Source organism: Anaerovibrio lipolyticus LB2005 (assembly GCF_000621545.1).
GTDB classification, from domain to species: domain Bacteria; phylum Bacillota; class Negativicutes; order Selenomonadales; family Selenomonadaceae; genus Anaerovibrio; species Anaerovibrio lipolyticus_A.
The window spans coordinates 20,432-40,221 of sequence record NZ_JHYA01000014.1; the positions used below are offsets into that span (position 1 = coordinate 20,432).

Below are 19,790 nucleotides of genomic sequence, written 5' to 3' on the forward strand. Positions count from 1 at the left end.
TTTTATACAGGGGGGATGTCTATATGAAATTCAGAAAGAAAAGAGTTGGAGCTGTTGCATTGGCTTTGGCAGTGCTTACTGCTTGTGGCACAACATCAGCAGAGCGTTTGGATATAACTCTGGACGAAGGAATAAAGATGGCTCTTGAGAACAACTACACCATTGAGGAAAGTGGTGCAGATTTGGATAGTGCCTACTGGGGACTGAGAGAGGCCCGGCGTAATGGAGGACCTACAGTAAGCTGGAACAGCACTGCCTATCGTGTAGGGGGCAAATCCTACGAGGGATGGAATCATAATGCATTATATGGAAATCAATTTTCCTTTTCTATGCCCCTTTATTCTGGCGGTAAAATAGAAAATAACATTGAAGCCGCTGAGATGGGACTCTCCGGAGCGGAGCTTGATTTGGAGCGGACCAAGCAAACCATTCGAAGTACCGTATCAGGGGACTACTACTATATTTTGAAGTGCCGCAGTGAGGTGGAGGTTTATCAGGAATCTGTGAACAATCTCCAGGCCCATCTGGATAATGTAAATGCCAAATTAAGGGCTGGCGTGGTGGCACAGAAGGATGTACTCAGTTCTGAGGTTTCATTGGCTGAGGAGAAACAGAATCTGGTAACCAAAATCAATGATTTGCGTGTGGCAATAGCCACTTTTAACAACGATGTAGGCTTACCAATGGAAACTGAAACCACGCCAAAGGAGGAGCTGAAATACGAGCCGTACAATTTTACTCTGCCGGAGTGTGATGATTATGCTCTGATTCATCGTCCTGACTTGTTCCAAAAGATGTATAACCTTAAACAGAAAAAAGCTGAAATGGAGGCTGCAAAGTCCGGGATGCGTCCAAAGCTGGATGCGGGAGTTAGCCGTAATATTGGGGGGAGTTCTGCCTTTAAGACCGACAGCGTTTCCTCGGATAGTTGGACTGCGGGGGTTTCACTAAGCTGGGATATTTTTGACAGTGGCATAACCTCGGCACAGGTGAATAAGAAGAAAGCAGCTGTGCATCGGGCTGAAGCCGAATTAATGGACAAGGTGAACAGTGTAAGACTGGATGTACGCACTGAATACCTCAATATGCGGGCAGCAGAGGAAAATATTGGTACCATGCGTGAAGCACTGGAGAAAGCCCAGGAGGATTATCGCATTGAGGTAGTTCGCTATAACGCAGGTGTGGGCACCAACCTTGAGGTTATGGATGCCCAGGATAAACTGGTTTCCGCCAAGGGCGACTTTATCAACGCCCTGTATAAATACAATTACAGCAAGGCAAGTCTTGATACAGCAATGGGTGTTCCCGTTGATTTAGATATTGAGCCTTATCGACAGGTGATTGAAAAAAGCGAAGTGAAGGGGGAATAACCAGTGATGGGTTTAAGCGGAAAGAAGGCTGGAGCTGTTATAGGTGCTCTGGCATTAATGACCAGTATAATATTTGCCGGCTGCGGTGGCGATGAACAGGCTGCAACGGGGAAGACTCCAGTAAAGGCCATGAAGGTACTTCAGCAGGATACAAATGTAACATACAGCTATCCAGGCCAGTTGAAGGGCACGGATGATGTAGAAATTCATTCCAGAGTATCTGGCAGTATTATGGAAAAATATTTTAAGGGTGGCGACACAGTAAGAGCGGGCCAGCCTTTGTATCGTATCGATTCCAGACAGTATGAATCAGCAGTTATTGAGGCCCAGGCTAATCTCCACAAGGCTGAGTCAGACCTGAGAACTGCCCAGGATGATTTGTACAGGGATGAAATGCTGTTCAGTGAAAAGGCCATTTCTGAACAGGAGCTCTTTAATCAGAGAGAAAATGTGAAGGCCAACATGGCCACAGTGGACTCTGAAAGGGCAGCTGTGAGAAAGGCCCAGGAAAATCTTGACGATACCATCGTTTACGCTCCTATGAGCGGCAGACTTTCCGTGGATGATGTGGCTGTGGGCACCTATGCTACTGCAGGCAGCACCAAGCTGGTATCCATTGGTTCTTTGGACCCTATCTATGCCCAGTTCAGTGTCAGTGAGACAGAATATCTTAATATTTTGGCCAAAGCTGTGGAGGAAGGTTTATTGGGCAAGGAAGATGATGGTGACATACCAGATGTGAAAATTGTCCTTTCAAATGGTTATGAATATCCAATGGTGGGCAAAATTACTGCGGCAGACCGTTCCTTTAATGATAATTCCGGTTCCCTCACCATTAAGGCCCTTTTCTCCAATCCTTATGGGGCATTGCTTCCTGGTATGTTCGCCAGAGTTAAGTTCTTTGATGTAATGGTGAAGGATGCTGTTTTGGTTCCTCAGAGAGCTGTTCAGCAGCTGTTGGAGGAGTCCTTCGTACTTGTAGTTGATGAGAACGGCAAATCCCTTTCCAAGAATGTTGTTTTGGGTGAAAAGGTAGGCAGCTACTATATCGTTAAGAAGGGCATAACCAAGGATGACACCGTTATTGTGGACGGCCTGACCAACCTCCAGTCCGGCAAGGAGCTGGATGTTACTATGGTAACTGCAGATGACATGGGATTCTCACTTAAAGAAGCTAGTGATATTGTAAACAAGTCCTAAGGAGGCGGGAATTATGGCTCGATTTTTTATACATCGCCCGATTTTCGCCATTGTTATAGCCATTATCATTGTAATCATGGGTGCATTGGCGGGTTTCAGCCTGCCAATTGCCCAGTATCCTCAGATTAGCCAGCCAACCATCAATGTCAGCACCACCTACACTGGTGCCAACGCCAGTGTAATTAATCAGACGGTGGCCCAGGTTATTGAGGAGCAGGTAAATGGTACCCAGGGCATGGATTATATGTCATCCACTTCTGATGATAGCGGTAGCTACAGTCTGGATGTAAAGTTCACTTTGGGAACAGATGGTAATATGGACTCCGTATTGGTACAGAATAATGTATCTATTGCCAATGCCAGTCTTCCATCTGATGTTCAGGAAACTGGTGTTACTACCAAGAAATCCTCCAGTGATATGACCTATTTGTTCGCAATGGTTTCTCCAAATGGTACCTTTAAGCGTACATTTTTGATGAACTATGCGGATATCTACATTGTTGATAGTCTTAAGCGTATTCCGGGCGTAGGTGAAGTATCCGCCTTCGGTTCCACTTATGCTATGCGTGTATGGCTGAATCCTGATAGATTGGCCGAGCTTGGTATTACAATTTCCCAGGTTAAAAACGCCATTCAGGAACAGAATGTCCAGGCTCCTGCGGGAACTATTGGTCAGCTTCCTGCCCCAGCTAATCAGGAGAAGCAATATACAGGCAGTTTGGAAGGACGACTTGTAACTCCGGAGCAATTTGGAAACATTATTTTAAAGACCAATTCCGATGGCTCCTGTATATATCTTAAGGATGTGGCACGGGTAGAGACTGGTGCCAAGACTACTTCCGTTATTTCTGACTGCGATGGTGCTCCGGCAGCTGGTTATGGTATTAAGCTGACAGATGATGCCAATGCCATGGAAACCATTGGTGCAGTTAAAAAGGTGTTGGCGGATGCCTCCAAGGATTTTCCGGATGATATGAAGTATATACCAATCATCGATAACACTGAGTTTATTACAGAGTCCATCGGTGAAGTAGTACAGACCTTTAAAGAGGCACTGGCTCTGGTTATTATCATCGTGTTCCTGTTCCTCCAGAGCTGGCGGGCAACACTTATTCCGGTTCTGGCTATCCCGGTATCACTTGTTGGTACCTTTGCCAGCTTTATCATTTTGGGATTTTCCATTAACACCCTGACCCTCTTTGCAATGGTATTGGCAATAGGTCTGGTAGTAGATGACGCCATAGTTGTGGTGGAAAATGTTGAATCCCACATGCAGCGTGATGGTTTGGGGCCTGTGGAGGCCACAGAAAAGGCAATGGATGAGGTGCAGGGCCCTGTAGTGGCAATTGCCTTCGTCCTGTCCGCAGTATTTATCCCAGTAGCCTTCATTTCGGGAACAACTGGTGTGCTTTATCGTCAGTTCGCTTTGACCATTGTGGTATCTATGGCATTGTCGGCCTTTGTGGCACTGACTCTTACTCCTGCCCTTTGCGCCACATTGTTGAAGCCTCATGATCCAAATTCCCATTCAGATAAGAAGAATTTCTTGGACAGATTCTTTGACCGCTTCAATGATTGGTTTGATCGTACTCAAAATCGCTATAGTGGCGGTGTGGCATGGGTTATTGATCATGCCAAGGCTGGCTTGGCTTCACTTTTGGTAATCTGCGTATTAGCAGGATTCTTCTTCATGAAGCTGCCATCCACCTTCGTTCCAGATGAGGACCAGGGATATTTCATCGTATCAGTTACTATGCCAGAGGGCACATCCCTAAACCGTACATATGATACCATGGATGCCTATGCTGCTGAACTGAAGGATGTTCCGGGTATAGCACACATTCTGAAGGTTTCCGGTTATGATGTACTTTCATCCGGTACCAAATCCAATGCGGGTACCCTGTTTATAGCTTTGGACAACTGGGGTGAGCGTACATCTGATGACCTTTCCATTACATCCATTATAAGAAATTCCAATATTTTGGGACTCAAGCATAATGAGGCCCAGATTATGGGTATTCTTCCACCGTCCCTGCCTGGCTTGGGTATGGTAGGTGGCTGGAGCATGCAGCTGCAGGATGTAACTGGTCATACAGATCAGGAGCTGGATGCTCTCTTAAAGGAGATTTTGGTTGAGGCCAATAAGCGGCCTGAGCTTCATATGGTATACAGTACCTTCTCAATTGATTCACCAATATGTAAGTACGATGTGGACAGGGAAAAGGTTAAGCAGATGGGGGTAAATCTTTCTGATGTATTTACTGCGCTTCAGATTAACTATGGTGGTACCCAGGTGAACGATTTCGTTCAGTTTGGCAGAACCTACAAGGTTATGATGCAGTCTGACGCCCAGTATCGAAGTGAGTCTGAGGCCTTGAAGTTCTGCTTTGTTAATAACAAGGATGGAGCGATGGTTCCTTTGGACAGCCTTCTTACTCCAAGACTTTCCACCTCCACTTCAGTTATAACCAGATTTAATGGTGCCAGAAGTATTGGTATCCAAGGTTCTGTAGCTGACGGCTATAGCTCCGGTCAGGCTATGGCTGCTATGGAACAGCTTGTAAAGGAAAAGGCGCCAGCCGGTTATATGATTGAATGGTCTGGTCAGAGCCGTGAGGAGAAGAAATCTGCTGGTTCCACCGGTCAGATTATGCTTCTGTCTATAGTATTCGTATTCCTTTGTCTGGCTGCTCTCTATGAGAGCTGGAGTGTTCCTTTTGCGGTTCTTCTGTCAGTTCCAACAGGTCTCTTCGGAGCCTTCTTTGTACAGTATGGCCTGTTGAATATTGAAGCTCTTTGCGGATATTTGAATGGAGGACTTCAAAACAGTGTTTACATGCAGATTGGTGTAATCATGCTTATGGGTCTGGCGGCCAAGAACGCCATCCTTATAGTTGAGTTTGCCAAGGCCCGTGTAGACGCGGGAATGGACCCTATAAAGGCAACTGTTGAAGCTGCGGGATTACGACTTCGTCCAATTCTGATGACTTCACTGGCCTTTATCATCGGCTGTTTGCCACTGGCCACTGCCAGCGGTGCCGGTGCAGCTGCCAGAAACAGTATGGGTACAGCGGTAGTAGGTGGTATGCTCTTTGCCACCTGTTTGGGAATATTCCTTATTCCTGTACTATATTGCGTGGTAATCTCGGTATCCCAGAAGTTTACGAAGAAAAAAGAAGCTCTTATGAATAAAAAAGAGTGATAAACAAAAAACTTGTCCCAGCCATAATATTTGGCTGGGACATTTTTTAGTGAAATTTAATTTATTTTTAATCAAATCTTTTGTAATACATCACTATACTGTTCGTATGTAATGATGAAAAGGGAAAAAATCATCTGAGATCAAATAGGGGTGAAAAGATGAAAGAATTGATTTATTCAAAAACAAACAATTTATCAATGCCATTATGTAATATCGTTGATAAAGGTGTAGTTTCCGGTAGTGCTGCAGCCCAGGATAATGTTATAGCAGGATGTCAGCCACGGGCCCAGATGATTTACAACATGGCCATAGCCAAGGAACCATACATTACTAAGGATATGCTGGATATAGCCAATAAATTGGATACTACCATGGTGGGGTTGGAGTATTCAATTAAAACAGCCTCCAGCATCAAGAAAAAAATTGAACGCCTTACTAATGCTGCTCTGTTGTCAGGTGAAGCTCCCAAGCAGGATTATGCTTATGTGGCTGAATTAGGCGATCTGATTCGTTATACAGAGCTGGTTCAGCATGATGAAATGGCGGATAAGGTTCTTAAGACGGTGTTGCTCCTTGAGGAGAAGGGCTACATTCTTTATGAAATCGACAATAAATATCTTAACCATAAAGGCAGATATAAGTCGGTTCATCTTAACGTTCTGAGTCCATCCGGCCAGACCTTTGAAATACAGATACATTCCCGGGAAACGCTGAAGGCTTATCACGTTACTCATAAGCTTTATGAGGAATGGCGCAAGCCCGAAACCAGTATTGCACGAAAAGCGGTCCTCCATGCAATCATTAGGAATACCTATGATAAGCTGCCATTACCTACGGGAATTTATCAGTTGAAAAATTACAAAAGGGCTATTTAACTTTAATATAGGCGGAAGTTAAATATTGGTAAAAAAGACCGTAACATAAGGGGTAAAGGCTTGAGATATATTCTCAAGCCTTTTATTATTTGCCTGATTTTGTTATAATAAACTGGTGTTTCAAATTACTCCGATGTTAACGGATTTATCATATGAGGTGAAAATTTTGCAGAAAAAAGTAACTAAACGCTCCTCCAAAGAGAAGGAGAAAAAGGATACTAAAAATAAAGCTAAAAATAAGAAAAATATTACGAAAAAGAGCCCTGAGGCAGAGGCAGTGGGGGCAGAGCCTTCTACCAGAAAATTTGAGATAGTTGGCGTTTTATTTGTGGCCTTTGGCTTGATTTCCTTATGCGGCTTGGCTGGTTTAAATGTGGGTTATATAGGCCATTATGTAGCCAGCTTTTTAAAGTATTTCTTTGGCATTGGGTCAGCGGTAACAGCCCTGCTCTTTGTAGTAGTAGGTGGCTATAATATTATGAAGCATAAGCGGGTGGGCTTTAATAAGACCTCCATTGGTGTAATGCTGCTTCTTATTTCCCTTTTGGGCCTATATCATCACATGGTTATTCCTATTGGCTCTGAGATTTTGCCAACCAGTCTCGCCGAAGGCGGTGGCCTTATGGGTGGCGTATTGGCCTTCATTTTGCATAAGCCATTGGGCAATGCAGGCACGGTTATTGTGTTTATTGCTGCTATTATCGGTTCTATTTTGTTGGCTACTCCATGGTCCCTGGCCCAGGGTATTCTTAACACCAAGGCTGTGTCAGAAAAGGGCGCAGATGTGGCCATGGATATGGCAGAGGTGGTATACGATAATGCAAAATCCGTAGGCAGTAAGGTGGGTAATAAGGTTCAGAACCATGTGGAGGAACAGGTGCAGAAATTTAAGAGCCGTAATTCCTTCTATGACCAGACCCGGGATGATTCCTTTATGGATGGTCCGGCTATGGACGGGCAGGATTACACCTCATCCGCCTCATATAGTTCGACATTTTCCCCGGCAGGAGAAGGTGTAGGAAATATTGAGCCCATTATTCCACTAAATAAGGGAGATAATGCTCCCTCTTGGCAGGCACCTTCTTCAAAGGCGAATCAGCAGCCCTTTGATAATCCCTATGTCAATAATACTGTCGCCCAAGAGCCTGTGAATAATGAGGCTCAGAGCACTGGTACAGGCCTTTATGAAGCCATGTTTGACAGTCCGGATATGAGTGGAAGTGCTTCAACGGCAGCTTCTTCTGTTTCTGCAGCTGGTACAGCTTCAGTTATTACTGCTTCCAACGGGGAAGAATATATCAGTGAATTTGCCTATAAAGCAGCAGGCAATTTGGACAGAAATCTTAAGCAGCTTGATACATCTGGCTATAAGAATATCCGCACCAATAAGGTGGGAAAAAGAACCTTTGACAATTGGCGGTTAAAGGGTAATTTGGATGCAGAATTTGACGAAGATGAAGAAGCTATTCTCAATGTAGATACTCCAGAATCTGAGGAAGATTTGGACTTCCTGGTGGAGCAACGGGAGAATGTGGCTGAAACAGCAAAAGTCAGTGAAATCGAAGAAAGCACAGAAACTGTTTTGGAACCAGCTGATGAACCTGATGAGGACGATGTAAATCCGATGATAGTGGCTTCCATTGATGACCTTATCAACGATGATGAGGAAGCTGACGAAACTTCAGAAACCTTTAGCTTTGATGGAACTGATTTCGAAGAAGACGAAGACGATACTTCCGGGGATGAACCCGCTGGTGAGTCTGATGATATTGTTGCTGCTTCCAATAATGACGCTGGTGACTCTGACGATAGTGTAGACAGTGACTTTAAGATTGATTTCAGCTCCGATCATGAAGGAGAGTCCTCCTTTACCCAGAGTCTTCCAGATGATGAGGAGGATATTGCTGCTGATGTGGCTGAAAAGACAGCAGCCCTTGAAGCATCCAAGGCAGCTGGAGCAGCCGCTGCAGCTGAGGAGGTTGACAAGCTGGCCCAGGCGGCAGCATTAAGTGCCCAGATGCAGGACGAAGAAGAAAAGGTGGAATTGCCTCCTTATGAAGTGCCTGATGTTAAGGACGTTTTAAAGGAAGTCGTAAAGGAAAAGGACGATAAGCTGGAAGCTGAGATTCAGACCAAGGCCAAGGTCCTGGCTCAGACCTTGAAGGATTTTAAGGTTAATGCCACTATTTTAGGAGCAACCCATGGTCCTGCTGTTACCCGTTATGAGGTAAAGCTGGCTCCAGGTGTTAAGGTGAACAAGCTCACAGGCCTGGCTGATGATATTGCCCTTAGTATGGCTGCTACATCTGTACGTATTGAGCAGATTCCGAACCGTTCCACCATTGGTATTGAGGTGCCAAACCGTAAGCTGGAAAGCGTTCCTCTCCGCGAAGTATTGGAAAATCCAGCCTTTGATGAGGCCAAATCAAAGCTGACAGTGGGCTTTGGTAAGGATATCAGCGGTAAGGCAATTTTCGGAAATCTTGCCGATATGCCTCACTTATTGGTGGCTGGTGCCACCGGTTCCGGTAAATCTGTATGTATCAACACCATTGTTACTAGTATTCTCTTTAAGGCAAAGCCAGATGAGGTCAAGTTTATTATGATTGACCCTAAGATGGTGGAGCTGTCTATTTATAATGATATTCCTCATCTGATGGTCCCTGTAGTTACTGACGCCCGTAAGGCGGCCTCTGTTCTTAATTGGGCAGTTCAGGAGATGGAAAAGCGCTATGGCCTCATTGCCCAGGCTGGGGTCAAGAATATTGAAACCTATAACAAGTATTATGCTGAGGAAAAGGACAAGCAGATGTCCTCAGTAGTAATTATCATCGATGAGTTGGCTGACTTAATGATGGTGGCACCTCACGATGTGGAGGATGCTATCTGCCGTTTGGCTCAGAAGGCCCGTGCCGCTGGTATTTATCTGGTATTGGCAACCCAGCGTCCTTCTGTAAACGTTATTACAGGCGTTATTAAGGCCAATATTCCATCCAGAATATCCTTTGCTGTTACATCTCAGATCGATTCCAGAACTATTTTGGATTCTGCTGGTGCAGAAAAGCTGTTGGGCAAGGGCGATATGCTCTTTAAGCCTCAGACCGAGCCAAAGGCTACCCGTGTTCAGGGTGCCTTTGTCAGTGATGCTGATGTGGAATTGTTAGTGGAACGCATCAAGCAGCAGGGCCATAAGCTGGAGATTAATCAGGAGATTATTGATTTTACCAACAAGGCTGAGCAGGAGGCCGAGGGTGGTGAAGGTGATAACACCAAGGTAAAAAGCAGTGTTGATGAATTGCTTCGTCAGGCTGTTGAGCTGGTTATGCAGACCGGTAATGCCTCTGCCTCCAGCTTCCAGCGCCGTTATCACATTGGCTTTACCCGTGCCGGCAGACTCCTGGATACCATGGAGCAGTTGAAGATTGTGGGCCCGCCACAGGGTAGCAAGCCACGGGAAATCCTTGTAACCGAGGATCAGGCCTTTGAAATTATGGATAAGTTAGAAGAGCATTTAAAGGAAGAGAAGTAATTTGGCTTTAGGAAGTATAAATATGCTGGAGGGCAGTATCTGGGATAAGATATTGAAATTCGCTATCCCGCTTGCCTGTACCAGTATTATGCAGCAGCTGTTTAACGCAACAGATGTTGCTGTGGTAGGTCAGTTCGTGGGCAAGGAAGCCTTAGCCGCAGTTGGTGCCAATGCTATTGTCATCAATCTTATGCTGAACCTCGTTATCGGTCTTTCCATTGGTGCAAATGTGGTCTGTGCCATGCGCATAGGCTCAAAAGATTATCTGCGCATAAAAAAGACCATTCATACATCAATCGTGCTGGCTGTTACTAGCGGTATTGTGCTGGCAATTTTTGGCGTGTATTTTGCCCCGGATATTTTGCGCATGGTTGATACCCCTGAGGATATTATGGATCAGGCGGTGCTGTATCTCCGCATTTTAATGGGTGGCGTGCCTATTATGCTGGTATATAACTTTGGAGCCTCGCTTTTACGGGCCAAGGGAGATACCAAGCGTCCCCTTTACGCCATGCTGTGCGCCGGTACCATTAACGTACTGCTGAATCTGTTTTTTGTTACTCAGCTGGGATGGGCTGTGGAAGGTGTTGCTATTGCTACCGTAATTGCCAGCTGTGCCAGTGCCAGCTTGATGATATATTGGCTTCATAATGAAAAGGGGCCAATGCAATTACGCTTTGATAAATTGTGGGTTGATAAAGCTATCCTTATTCACATTTGCAAGGTGGGATTGCCAACGGGCTTTCAGGGCATGGTGTTCTCCTTTTCAAATGTTATTATTCAGGTGGCTTTAAATAATTTGGGAGCCGAAGTGGTGGCAGCCACTGCTGTTGCCCTAAACTTTGAGTTTGCAGGCTTCTTTATCCTCCAGGCCTTTTCCCAGGCCGCAACCACCTTTGTGGGGCAGAATTATGGAGCCAAGAATATTGCCCGTTGCCGACGGGTTATCAAGGTTACTTTAGGAATCAGCACATTAATCACCGGTTCGGTAAGCATTGCTTTTGCTGTATTTGCATATCCCTTGGCAGAGATTTTCACTGCAGATCCAGCAGTATTGGAATATGCGGCAATACGTATTCGTTATATACTTACCTTTGAGATTATCAATATATTTATAGAAACTCTCAGTGGTGCCATGCGAGGTGTGGGTTATTCACTGGTTCCGGCCATCGCCTGTATGCTGGGCGTGTGCGTCTTCCGTATTTTTTACGTTTATACCATTTTTGCAGAATACCCAACCTTTGAGGTGCTGATGGCGGTTTATCCAATAAGCTGGAGCGTTACTGTATTTGTAATTGTAGGACTGTATATTCACGTGTTTAACAGAGTGGAGAAGAAGCTATGGAAGAAAAAAATGGCTTAATTATTGTCCATACGGGAAATGGAAAAGGAAAAACCACGGCAGCTTTGGGCCTTGCCATTAGAGCCTGGGGGGATGGTCTTCGGGTTCTCATATTGCAGTTTATTAAAGGCGGCTGGAAATACGGAGAAATTGAAACCATCAAAAAGTTGGGGGAGATAGATGGCCGTATTGAGCTAAAAAGGCTGGGAAAGGGATTTCAGCGAAATACTGATGATAAGGCAGAGCATATTGAGGCAGCTAAAGAGGCACTTAAAGAAGCGGGGAACACCTTTGAATCAGGCAACTACGACCTTATAATTCTCGATGAGATAAATTATGCGGTGAAGTTTGAGCTGATAACTGTTGAGGATGTGAAGGCTCTGCTTGCCAAGCGTCCTGCTGAGCTTCATGTGGTACTTACCGGCCGTGATGCCAAAGAGGAAATAATTGATATGGCTGACTTGGTAACGGAAATGAAGCTCATAAAGCATCCTTATCAAAAGGGCATAAAGGCACAAAAGGGCATAGAGTTCTAAAAATCAGATTGTGCTGAATGAATCAATTATCAGTTTCAAACACGTTTGAAATATGATAAAATATGCGTATGTGTGTAGCTTAGTAAACACGCTTTAGAATCAAATATTTAGGCAGGTGTGTATTTATGAGATCAGATGTTGTAAAAAAAGGCGCTACCCGTTGCGCCCATCGTTCCCTGTTTAATGCTATGGGCTTTGGCCCGGAGGATTTGAAGAAGCCATTGATTGGTATCTGCAATTCCTTTAATGAAGTAATTCCAGGCCATATTCATCTCAAGGAGATTGCGGAAGCAGCCAAGTTGGGTGTTGCCGCAGCCGGCGGTACTCCTATGGAGTTCCCTGCAATCGGTGTTTGCGATGGTATCGCCATGGGACATACAGGCATGAAATACTCACTTGCCAGTCGTGAGCTGATTGCTGACTCCATTGAGGCAGTGGCTATGGCTACGGGCTTTGATGGATTGGTTCTGATTCCAAACTGCGATAAGGTAGTTCCGGGCATGATTATGGCAGCAGCCCGTCTCAATATTCCTTGTATCGTTGTAAGTGGTGGCCCTATGCTGCCAGGCCGTTATCATGGCAAGGACATAAGCGTCAGCCAGTCCTTTGAGGCGGCCGGTGAGTTTGCTGCAGGTAAAATCAACGAGGATGATATGACAGCCATCGAGGCAGTAGCTTGCCCTGGCTGTGGCTCCTGCGCTGGCCTGTTTACTGCAAATACAATGAACTGCCTTACTGAGGCCCTGGGCATGGGACTCCCTGGTAATGGCACTATTCCAGCTGCCTACACTGGGGCCCGTCGCTTGTTGGCCAAGCGGGCCGGTGAACGGATTCTGGAATTAGTGAAGAAGGACATTAAGCCACGGGATATTTTGACCCAAAAGGCCTTTGAAAATGCCATTACTGTGGATATGGGTATCGGCGGTTCTTCCAATACTGTACTTCATCTCACTGCTATTGCCCATGAGGCCGGCATTGAGCTGCCTGCCCAGAAGTTTGATGAAATCAGTCACAATACACCATATATTGCTTGCCTGAGTCCTGCTGGACATCATCATATTGTGGATTTGAACGAGGCTGGTGGTATTTCAGCCGTAATGAAGGAGCTGTCCAAGAAGGGCATTATTCACACTGACGCCCTTACTGTTTGTGGCACTGTGGCAGATCGCATTGCCAATGCAAGGATTTTGCGCCCAGATGTAATAAAAACAGTTGAGGAGCCTTATCGTCCAGAGGGCGGTCTGGCAATTCTTTCCGGAAACCTTTGCCCTGAAAATGCCGTTGTAAAGGCTTCTGCTGTTGCTGAGGATATGCTGGTATATTCTGGCAAGGCCAAGTGCTACAGCTCTGAGGAGGATGCTGTAAACGCTATTATGGATGGCGACATCCACGATGGTGATGTGGTGGTTATCCGCTATGAGGGCCCTAAGGGTGGTCCTGGTATGCAGGAGATGCTGAATCCAACCGCTGCTATTGTGGGCCGTGGTCTGAAGGTTGGCCTTATTACAGATGGCCGTTTCTCCGGAGCCAGCCGCGGTGCCTGCATTGGCCACGTATCTCCAGAGGCTATGGCAGGCGGTCCTATCGCCCTTATTGAGGACGGGGACATCATTGATATTGATATTCCAAATCGCAAGCTGGAGCTTCGTGTAGACGATGAAACCCTTGCCAAGCGTAAGGCTGCATGGGTTAAGCCAGAGCCAAAAATTAAGCACGGCTATCTGGCACGCTATGCCAAGCTCACCACCTCTGCATCCAAGGGTGCTGTGGTGACAGCTGATTAAATTTTGAGGTTTTGTAATGCATATTGTTCTTATTGAGCCGGAAATTCCCGGCAACACCGGTAATATTGCCCGTCTTTGTGCGGCAACTGGTATTGAGCTTCATTTGGTGAAGCCCTTGGGCTTTTCCATTGATGATAAACACTTAAAGCGAGCTGGTCTCGACTATTGGGACATGGTGAAGGTTCATGTCCATGAAAACTTTCAGGAGGTGCTGGATAAATATCCGGAAAATAACTTCCATTATTGTTCCACCAAGGCCCCAAGAGCCCATTCCGAGGCCACTTTCCAACTGGATGATATGCTGGTTTTTGGCAAGGAAACCGCTGGTATCCCGGAGTCCATTTTAAAGGCTAACTGGGAAAAGTGTATTCGTATTCCAATGATAGAAGGTGCCCGTTCACTGAATCTGTCCAATTCTGCGGCTATCGTGGCTTATGAAGCCATGCGCCAGCTGGATTATGTAAATCTTCAGCAGGTTGGACCAGGACCAAGGACTTGACACTTTTCATACATATTTAGGAGGATTATTTTAAATGAGTATTTATGTTGTAGGACACAAGAATCCAGACACCGATTCCATCTGTGCTGCTATTTCCTATGCAGCTTTAAAGCAGGCTATGGGGGAGGATGCAACTGCCATCCGTTGCGGTGAAATCAATAAGGAAACCCAGTACGCACTTGATTATTTCGATGTGGCTGCTCCAATTTTGGCAACCAAGGTCGAGGCTGGTCAGAAGGTTATTCAGGTGGACCACAATGAGGTGGGACAGGCTATCGACGGCCTTGCTGATGCTGAGCTTATTGAAATCGTTGACCATCATCGTTTCGGTGGTCTGAACACTGCTGGTCCAATCTATGTTCATACTGAGCCAGTTGGCTGTACTTCCACTATTATTGCCAATATGTTCTGGGACAAGAACATCAATATTCCAAAGGACATTGCAGGTCTTCTTCTTTCTGCGATTATGTCCGATACAGTCCTTTATAAGTCTCCAACCTGCACTGACAAGGATCACGATGCTGCTGAGAAGCTGGCTGAGATTGCAGAGGTTGACCTTCATGAGTATGCTATGGCTATGCTGAAGGCTGGTGCCGGCGTTGGCGACAAGACTCCTGCTGAGATTGCCAAGACAGATTCCAAGCCATTCAGCTTTGGTAGCTACAAGGCTCTGGTAAGCCAGATTTCTGTTATGGACACTGCTGAGGTTCTTGATATGAAGGCTGATATTACCGCTGCCATGAAGGATATTTGCGATAAGGAAGGCTATAATCTGATTATGCTTATGGTTACTGACATCATTGAGGAATCCACTGATCTGGTATTCTATGGTGAGCCAAAGAAGCTGATTGCAGATGCCTTCAAGCAGGATGCTTCCGGCGATTGCATTCATCTGCCAGGGGTAATGTCCCGCAAAAAGCAGATTGTACCTCCTCTTACCGAGGCTGCTGCAAAATTCTAAGTGATTTTTACCCCTTCAGCATGGCTCTATTGCCTAAATAGGCCCTGAAGGGGTTATTTCTTTTTGAATAACAATTAGGAGGATAACCTTGGATATATTCAGTGGATTAAATCCCGCCCAAAGGGAAGCGGTGGAGTGCCTTGAAGGACCACTTTTGATAATGGCGGGAGCAGGCTCCGGAAAAACCAGAGTTCTGACCCATCGTATTGCAAATCTTTTAGCCCATGGAGTATCTCCATACAGCATTTTGGCCATTACCTTTACCAACAAGGCAGCAGCTGAAATGCGTGAGCGTGTTGACCGTATGATTGGTGTTGGTTCAAAGGATATTTGGCTCAGCACATTCCATAGCTTCTGCGCCCGTATTTTACGCCGTGAGATAGAGGCTACGGGAGTATACCAGAAAAATTTTGTTATATATGATGCCAGCGATACCCAGTCTATGGTTAAAAAGTGTCTTAAAGAGCTGAATCTTGATGACAAGCAGTATTCCCCAGGAGCTGTACTGGGGGCTATTTCCAATGCCAAAAATCAGATGATGGGGCCAGTGGCTTTTGCCCAGCACGTTCGCACTAATGGTACATTCTACGACCAGAAGGTGTCCGAGGTTTATACCCTTTATCAGAGCAAGCTACGTTCAAATAATGCTCTTGATTTTGATGACCTGCTTTTGGTAGCTGTATCCGTACTGGAGGAAAATGAGGAAATCAGAACCCGTTATCAGCGCCGTTTCAGATACATTATGGTGGACGAGTATCAGGATACCAATGGGGCCCAGTATGAGCTGACCAAGCTGCTGGCCGGTGGACATCACAACCTCTGCGTTGTAGGTGATGCGGATCAGTCAATTTATGGATGGCGTGGTGCTGATATGCGCAACATTCTGAACTTTGAAAGCGATTATCCTGAGGCACGCACCATTATGTTGGAACAGAATTACCGTTCCACAAAGAAAATACTGGCGGCAGCCAATGCGGTTATCGAGCATAACCCGAACAGAAAGAAAAAGGTGCTGTGGACTGATAACACCGAGGGCGACCCCATCACCACATATTTGGCCTCTGATGAGCGTGACGAGGCCAGATTTATTCTGGACAACATCGTAAAGCAGAATACCATTTTCAACACCCCTTATGGAGATATGGCAGTGCTGTACAGAACCAATGCCCAGTCCCGAGTGCTGGAGGAAGCCTTTATGCGTCAGGGGATGCCATATACCATGGTAGGCGGCTTAAAGTTCTATGAGCGCATGGAAATCAAGGATATTATCGCTTATATGCGTGTATTATCCAATCCATTTGATTCTGTCAGCCTTCAGCGTATTATCAATGTGCCTCGTCGTGGTATCGGTGATACCTCCATTAATAAATTGCTGGCTTATGCCAACGAAAAGAAAATTTCTCTCTTCGAGATAATTGCCAACCCGGATACCCTAAATGAAATTCCTGGTCTGACTGCCAGGACCAAGAATCCGTTAGGGGCCTTCTCCATGCTTTTGCTGGACCTGATGAACAAGCAGGAAAGTATGTCAGTTTCCCAGCTTATGGAGGAAATTATCGACCAAACAGGTTATATCGAGGCTCTGAAAGCGGATAAGAAGAAGGGAGAGGACAATACCTCCCGCATAGAAAATGTCCGTGAATTTGTGGGTGTGGCCAAGGATTTTGAAAAGACGGAAACAGAAACCAGCCTCTTTAATTTCCTGGAGCATATTTCCTTGATTACTGATCTCGATAAGACCGTTGAGGCCACAGATAGGGTTACTATGATGACCCTTCATGCGGCTAAGGGGCTGGAGTTCCCGGTGGTATTTATTGCTGGAATGGAGGAAGGAATGTTCCCTCATTCCAGAACCCTGGACAGCCCGGAGGAGCTGGAGGAGGAGCGTCGCACCTGCTACGTGGGCATAACCCGCGCAGAGCGGAAGCTGTTTTTAACCTACGCCTCAATGCGTACTATTTATGGTCAGACCAGAGTTTATGATCCATCCCGCTTCTTGGAGGAAATTCCACCTCAGTACAAGGAGGAGCTTTCTGCCAGATGCCATAGAAGCTTTGGCGGCAGCAGCTTTGGAAACAGCTTCGGTGCCTATGGAAATAACAGAGGACAGGGAAACTCATATATGCCACGGTTCTCCCAAGGCAGTAGCAATACGGGCCATCAGGGTCAGTCCATGTCTGCCATGGATGCCCTTAAAACCGTTCGTGGTACCACTGGACCTGCCAGAATTGTAACCAATACCAGTAATTCTGCTACAGCAACCACTAACAAACCATCTGGCCGTATAAAGCCGGATACCAGCATTGAGTGGAAGGCCGGGGACAAGGTAGTACATGGTGTATTTGGTACAGGAACAGTTATTTCGGTTATTGGCAGTGGGGAAAATGCCGAGCTTCAGATAGCATTTCCAAATAAGGGAGTAAAGAGGCTGGTACTTAAATATGCCCCTATTAAGAAAGCATAATTATTCAAAGAAGGCTTAACATGGACATTAAAGAGATTAAAAAAGAGCTGGCGGCTCTCAGAAAAGAAATAAAATATCATAGTAATCTGTACTACAACAATGATGCTCCGGAGATTTCCGACTACGAGTTTGACCAGCTTATGCTGAAGCTGAAAAAGCTGGAGGCTGAGTATCCAGAGCTCATTACCAAAACATCACCGACTCAGATGGTGGGTGGTGTAGCCAAGCGTGAGGCCGGTGTTTTGGTGGCTCATGATGTGCCGATGCTGTCCTTGCAGGATGTTTTTTCCAAGGAGGAGGTCACTGATTTTGTGACTTCTCTGCAGGAGCAGCTGGATAACCCGGAGTTTGTGGTAGAGGAAAAAATTGATGGTCTTTCTCTGGCCCTTCGCTACCGTGATGGTGAGCTGACCCAGGCCATAACCCGTGGCGATGGTGTTGTGCAGGGCGAGGATGTTACAGAAAATGCCAGAGTTATTAAGGATATTAAGCAGAAGCTGAAGGAACAGGTGCCATATTTTGAAGTTCGTGGCGAAGTGTATATGAGCCGTGAGGCCTTTGAACGGGTGAACGAACGTCAGGAGCTGCTGGGGATGAAAACCTTTGCAAACCCTCGCAACTGTGCAGCGGGAACCCTTAGACAGCTTGACAGCCGTATTACCAAGGAGCGCAACCTCTCCATGTTCGTTTTCAATCTCCAGACTGCTGAAGGCATTGAGTTTAGCACCCATACTGAGGCATATGAATTTATGAAAAAACAGGGCATCAAGGTAATTCACAACTATCGTGTTTGCCATACGGCTGAGGAAGTGTTGGCGGCCATTGATGCCATAGGTGAATCCCGTGGTGAGCTGGAATACGACATCGACGGTGCTGTAGTAAAGCTGAACAGTCTGGCCCAGAGAGAACAGCTGGGAGCCACCTCCAAGGTACCTCGTTGGGCTGTAGCCTATAAATACCCTCCAGAGGAAAAGGAAACCATTTTAAAGAATATAGAGCTGTCTGTAGGGCGTACTGGTCGCATTACACCAACAGCCATCTTTGAGCCGGTGCAGCTTTGCGGTACAAAGGTGGAGCGGGCTACTCTCCATAATCAGGACTACATTGACGATCTGGATATATGTATTGGTGATACCATTCGGGTATTCAAATCAGGGGAAATAATCCCAAAGGTTCGCAGTGTGGTTAAGGAAAAGCGTCCTTCCGGGGCTGTGAGATTTACCATTGGCAATATATGTCCTGCATGTGGTGCCAAAGCCATCAGAGAGGAAAATACCTCTGACATCAAGTGTATTAACCCATCCTGCCCAGCCCAGCTGGAAAATCATATCATTAATTTTGTCAGCCGTGATGCCATGAACATCAAGGGAATAGGTGAGCAGAATATCAAGGCCCTCATTGAAGCTGGCTATATAAAGGATATTGCCGATATTTTCGTGCTGAAAAATCATCGTGATGAGCTGATTGAAAAGGGGATTATCGGTAAGGAAAAGAACACGGACAAGGTGCTGGCAGTTATCGAAGAATCCAAGAATAACGAGCCTCAGCGACTTTTGACAGGCTTTGGCATTTCCGGTATCGGCAAGGCGGCGGCAAGGGAGCTTATACTGCACTTTGGCAGTATTGATGCGTTGGCAGAGGCTGATCTTGAGGCAATAATGGAGGTTCGTGATATTGGCGAAATCAGCTCCAGAGCAATTTATGATTACTTTAGGGATAAGGTAAATATTGATGTTATTAATCGTCTGAAGGCACAGGGGGTTAATATGGTGCTGGAGGATACGGGTATAGTCAGTGATATTTTGGCTGGCAAAACAGTGGTGGTAACTGGTACCCTGCCAACCCTTAGCCGAAATGATGCCAAGTCACTTATTGAAGCCAACGGCGGCAAGGCGGCGGGCAGTGTTTCCAAGAAAACAGACTATGTTTTGGCTGGTGATGCTGCCGGAAGTAAGCTGACCAAGGCCCAGGAGCTTGGCATTCCCGTAATTGATGAGGCTGAATTCCTAAAAATGATAGGACAGTAGC

At 46.0% G+C, this 19,790-nt stretch carries 12 protein-coding genes; all 12 read left to right on the top strand.

Going from position 1 to position 19,790, the window contains the following annotated elements:
- The first annotated feature begins 23 nt into the window (after nt 1–23).
- A complete protein-coding gene (locus T355_RS14255) occupies nt 24–1,370 on the top strand; it encodes a TolC family protein (protein WP_051555543.1) in 1,347 nt (448 codons plus the stop codon).
- 6 nt (nt 1,371–1,376) lie between these two features.
- On the top strand, nt 1,377–2,570 hold the full coding sequence (locus tag T355_RS0110730; RefSeq protein WP_051555544.1) for an efflux RND transporter periplasmic adaptor subunit: 1,194 nt from the start codon (nt 1,377–1,379) through the stop codon (nt 2,568–2,570).
- A 13-nt stretch (nt 2,571–2,583) separates the two neighbouring features.
- A complete protein-coding gene (locus T355_RS0110735; RefSeq protein ID WP_027397758.1) occupies nt 2,584–5,772 on the top strand; it encodes an efflux RND transporter permease subunit in 3,189 nt (1,062 codons plus the stop codon).
- Nucleotides 5,773–5,930: 158 nt separating this feature from the next.
- Entirely contained in the window at nt 5,931–6,647 is a 717-nt protein-coding gene (locus T355_RS0110740) for a hypothetical protein (protein WP_027397759.1), read from the top strand.
- Nucleotides 6,648–6,813: 166 nt separating this feature from the next.
- A complete protein-coding gene (locus T355_RS14850) occupies nt 6,814–10,176 on the top strand; it encodes an FtsK/SpoIIIE family DNA translocase (protein ID WP_051555545.1) in 3,363 nt (1,120 codons plus the stop codon).
- 1 nt (nt 10,177) lies between these two features.
- Nucleotides 10,178–11,539 carry an MATE family efflux transporter gene (locus T355_RS0110750; RefSeq protein WP_197019581.1) on the top strand — a complete coding sequence of 454 codons (1,362 nt, stop codon included), beginning with the start codon at nt 10,178–10,180 and terminating at the stop codon, nt 11,537–11,539.
- Nucleotides 11,518–12,054, top strand: a complete 537-nt coding sequence (cobO, locus tag T355_RS0110755) for a cob(I)yrinic acid a,c-diamide adenosyltransferase (RefSeq protein ID WP_027397761.1) — start codon at nt 11,518–11,520, stop codon at nt 12,052–12,054. Before T355_RS0110750 ends, cobO begins: the two co-directional genes overlap by 22 nt.
- 125 nt (nt 12,055–12,179) lie before the next feature.
- The gene (ilvD, locus tag T355_RS0110760) at nt 12,180–13,838 is read left to right on the top strand and encodes a dihydroxy-acid dehydratase (protein WP_027397762.1); all 1,659 of its coding nucleotides are present in this window, start codon (nt 12,180–12,182) and stop codon (nt 13,836–13,838) included.
- 16 nt (nt 13,839–13,854) lie between these two features.
- Nucleotides 13,855–14,337, top strand: coding sequence for a tRNA (uridine(34)/cytosine(34)/5-carboxymethylaminomethyluridine(34)-2'-O)-methyltransferase TrmL (gene trmL, locus T355_RS0110765; protein ID WP_027397763.1), 483 nt, complete (start codon nt 13,855–13,857; stop codon nt 14,335–14,337).
- Between the two features lie 34 nt (nt 14,338–14,371).
- On the top strand, nt 14,372–15,298 hold the full coding sequence (locus T355_RS0110770) for a manganese-dependent inorganic pyrophosphatase (protein ID WP_027397764.1): 927 nt from the start codon (nt 14,372–14,374) through the stop codon (nt 15,296–15,298).
- 88 nt (nt 15,299–15,386) lie between these two features.
- Nucleotides 15,387–17,762 carry a DNA helicase PcrA gene (gene pcrA, locus T355_RS0110775; protein WP_027397765.1) on the top strand — a complete coding sequence of 792 codons (2,376 nt, stop codon included), beginning with the start codon at nt 15,387–15,389 and terminating at the stop codon, nt 17,760–17,762.
- Between the two features lie 20 nt (nt 17,763–17,782).
- Nucleotides 17,783–19,789, top strand: coding sequence for an NAD-dependent DNA ligase LigA (gene ligA, locus T355_RS0110780; RefSeq protein ID WP_027397766.1), 2,007 nt, complete (start codon nt 17,783–17,785; stop codon nt 19,787–19,789).
- Nucleotide 19,790 lies beyond the last annotated feature (1 nt).

What these genes read in the sequence shown, in the direction of transcription:
- T355_RS0110740 (WP_027397759.1), top strand. Translation starts at nt 5,931, where the DNA reads ATGAAAGAATTGATTTATTCAAAAACAAACAATTTATCAATGCCATTA.
- T355_RS14255 (WP_051555543.1), top strand. Translation starts at nt 24, where the DNA reads ATGAAATTCAGAAAGAAAAGAGTTGGAGCTGTTGCATTGGCTTTGGCA.
- T355_RS0110735 (WP_027397758.1), top strand. Translation starts at nt 2,584, where the DNA reads ATGGCTCGATTTTTTATACATCGCCCGATTTTCGCCATTGTTATAGCC.
- cobO (WP_027397761.1), top strand. Translation starts at nt 11,518, where the DNA reads ATGGAAGAAAAAAATGGCTTAATTATTGTCCATACGGGAAATGGAAAA.
- ilvD (WP_027397762.1), top strand. Translation starts at nt 12,180, where the DNA reads ATGAGATCAGATGTTGTAAAAAAAGGCGCTACCCGTTGCGCCCATCGT.
- T355_RS0110770 (WP_027397764.1), top strand. Translation starts at nt 14,372, where the DNA reads ATGAGTATTTATGTTGTAGGACACAAGAATCCAGACACCGATTCCATC.
- T355_RS0110730 (WP_051555544.1), top strand. Translation starts at nt 1,377, where the DNA reads ATGGGTTTAAGCGGAAAGAAGGCTGGAGCTGTTATAGGTGCTCTGGCA.
- trmL (WP_027397763.1), top strand. Translation starts at nt 13,855, where the DNA reads ATGCATATTGTTCTTATTGAGCCGGAAATTCCCGGCAACACCGGTAAT.
- ligA (WP_027397766.1), top strand. Translation starts at nt 17,783, where the DNA reads ATGGACATTAAAGAGATTAAAAAAGAGCTGGCGGCTCTCAGAAAAGAA.